This is a genomic window from Moorena sp., from assembly GCF_982860115.1.
On the sequence record NZ_CEYLVT010000425.1, the window covers coordinates 1 to 2,714 of the forward strand.

General features: G+C 42.5%; 2 protein-coding genes. One reads left to right on the forward strand and one right to left on the reverse strand.

Going from position 1 to position 2,714, the window contains the following annotated elements; genetic code table 11:
* Window positions 1-191 precede the first annotated feature (191 nt).
* The gene (locus AC4II3_RS32330; RefSeq protein ID WP_488017006.1) at window positions 192-2,180 is read right to left on the reverse strand and encodes a tetratricopeptide repeat protein; all 1,989 of its coding nucleotides are present in this window, start codon (window positions 2,178-2,180) and stop codon (window positions 192-194) included.
* A 305-nt stretch (window positions 2,181-2,485) separates the two neighbouring features.
* Between AC4II3_RS32330 and AC4II3_RS32335 the strand changes: the two genes are divergently transcribed.
* Window positions 2,486-2,714, forward strand: a 229-nt coding sequence (locus AC4II3_RS32335) for a hypothetical protein (protein WP_488029835.1), incomplete at its 3' end; no start/stop codon positions are given.

Sequence of the window (2,714 nt, forward strand, 5' to 3'; positions counted from 1 at the left end):
TCCTGGTCGTAATGTTTTGCCTTATGAGTCAACCTATGAGTTTGTAAAAGTTGTCCGAGATGCTATTTCTTGGTTTGACTAGTAGTATAAATGCTATATATCTGGTTAATCACATGTACTCAAAGTGTTTGACACTCCCCGCCCGCTTATGAGCGGGGATTCTTCAATCGGTAAAATATGATACCACTAAATTACCAGCCACTGACCATCGACTTCAACTTATTCAACAAATTATTCCCATCTAACTTAAGTTTCCATGGCAGCAAGTCAGGGTTCTCCGGGTCGAAATTCTCCCACATTTGCAACCACTTACGAGCGCTATCTTTGTCTTTTTTCGCCATGAAGAATTCAATTTGAGCAGTGCAAAAATTACTAAACTCCGAAAACTGAAAGCGCTTGCGAGATATTAGAGGCTTGAGCAACGCTTCTGCTTCTGCAATTTCTCCTTTTTTGATTTTCAACCTTGCCAGAGATATAATTGGAAATAGATAATCAGGATAGTTTGATGATAGTTCTGACAAAAGGTTGTAGGCTTCTTCTGTGCGTCCTTGCATTTGATAGGTACCAGCTAAGTTATTGAGTAAATCTGGTGAGTCTGGTTCTATTTCCAAAGCTTTTTGCAGTATTTTTTCTGCCTCTACCGCTTTTTCTACTCCTCCTTTTGTCATCAACGATATAGCTTTACCCCCCAGATTTTTGACTTTACGGGAATGATTCGGCACAGTGGGCTCGTCGTGAAGCTCATAGGAGATTAGGTTAACCTCTTGCAATTCACCTTGAAACCACATTTTTACACCTTCTTGGGGCAACAGTTTGGCTTCAGACACCGTTATCGCAGCTTCATAACGCATGGCATCAGGACCGTGCTGGCTTATGGCAAAGTCCCGCAGTGCTACTAGCATTTCCGGAGTTTTGGCCAAACTAGCAAAGCGAAAAGCAAATTCTCTTCCTTGGGGGTCTCCTCTTTCCAGTAGTATGGGTATAATATTGGTAATCTGGGGATGTGAATCAAAATAATCCTCGGTGGTTTTGGCTAAAAGCTGTTGACCCTTTTTTTTGGAGTGGGAATCTGCCAAAACTGATAGGTCTTTTATTGTCTTTTGTGTTAACCAGCAAGTCAAGGGGAATGCCCAAGGTGCGTGACGTTCACCAATTGGTTTCTTCAAGTCTTCCAGGTTTGCCTGTGCTAATTTTGACCCTTCGGTGCCTTCAGGGGTTTTCAACCATAATTTACGGGCTTCATCTATACGTCCCTGACGTGTTAGTGCTACTGCTACCAGGTGCGAAAACAACCCGCTAAACGACGTTCCTGAGAGTTCTCCTGAAGCTTTAGCTTGCTCAAAAACTTGCAAAATTCCTTCGTCGTCACCAAAGTACGAGAGGCCTTCCACTTTCTTTGTCCACACGTCCCAGCCCTTAGCTTGGGAATTGATCAATCTTTCACAAGTACTTTCTGCTTGTTCCATATCACCATTGAGAATATGGTAGCGAGTCAGGTTCCCAAGGGCATGGATATTGTCTGGTTGAATTTCCAGGACTTTTTGGCAATAGGCGATTGCTTTATCATTATCCCCCAAAGTAAAGCTAATCAAGCTCAAGTTATTGTAAGAAAACACAAAATCAGGTCGTAGTCGAAGTAACTCTTCATTGGCCAATTTTGCTTGTTCATATTTCCCTTGGATGAAATAAGCTTGAGCGCGTTCGTTTAATACCGCAATCTCCCAACCATTGGAGCGCGTTAAATTCATCTCAGCCAAGAGTTCATCCACCTTAGAATCTAAGTCTGCGATCGCTTCGCGGGCATCATCCGCCAAATCATGGTTGGGAAAACGACTCACAGCATTTTGAAAGGCTTCCAGGGCAAGTATTGGATGCAGGTTAGCATAGTGACCTCCCGCCAGGCCATATGCTGCATCTGCATTTTTAGGGTCTACTTTTACCAGCATTTCGCAAGCACGTTCATAAGCCGGTAAATCCTTTAATTCATAACAGACATTTACTAAATGGGAGAGAACATCTGCATTATGGGGATAGTTATTACTCAAATTCTCCAGAACCACCTGGGCTTTTTCCCATTTTTGCTTGATTATCAAAGCTTCTGCCTTGCGAAGTTCCGGCATTAAGCTTTTAATTCCAAAACCACTACTTTTACTCAAGCGGGTTTTCTTTTTACTTGCCATTGCTAGTAACCTCCCTATTTTCTAGGGGGTAAGTAACTTTATTACTATCACGATGGTAGTAATGTATGCACCCCCTTTTTTAGGAGTTTATTAGTGATGATGGTTTTTAAGACTATTATTTACTTTTTCTTTAACACAGGACGGGAGCAACTAGTACAGTCTGTCTCGCTATAGAGTTAATTAGCTTGAGCTACGGTCAATCCAGGTTCCGAGATGCCCTGCCGTAGCCCAGGCTATTTCTAGAATGTTTATAGGTGTATTGTGGTACTAGTATGATTAACTAGAGACAAATTAGGGAACAAACAATGAGCAACATCTACGTATTTCATCAGGGGCGAGGAGATAGTGGCTGGCTCTGGTATAACGTTTTTGATGGCAATGAATGGGTTGGAGACCAACAAGTTCCTAAAACTGGGATGACAGGAGATCCATCAGCAGTAGTATACAATGACCTGTTATATGTCTTCCACCAAGGACGGGGAGATAGTGGCTGGCTCTGGTATAACGTTTTTGATGGCAATGAGTGGGCTGGAG

Excerpts from the sequence above, each read along its gene's own strand:
- AC4II3_RS32330 (WP_488017006.1), bottom strand. The coding sequence starts at position 2,180 with ATGGCAAGTAAAAAGAAAACCCGCTTGAGTAAAAGTAGTGGTTTTGGA.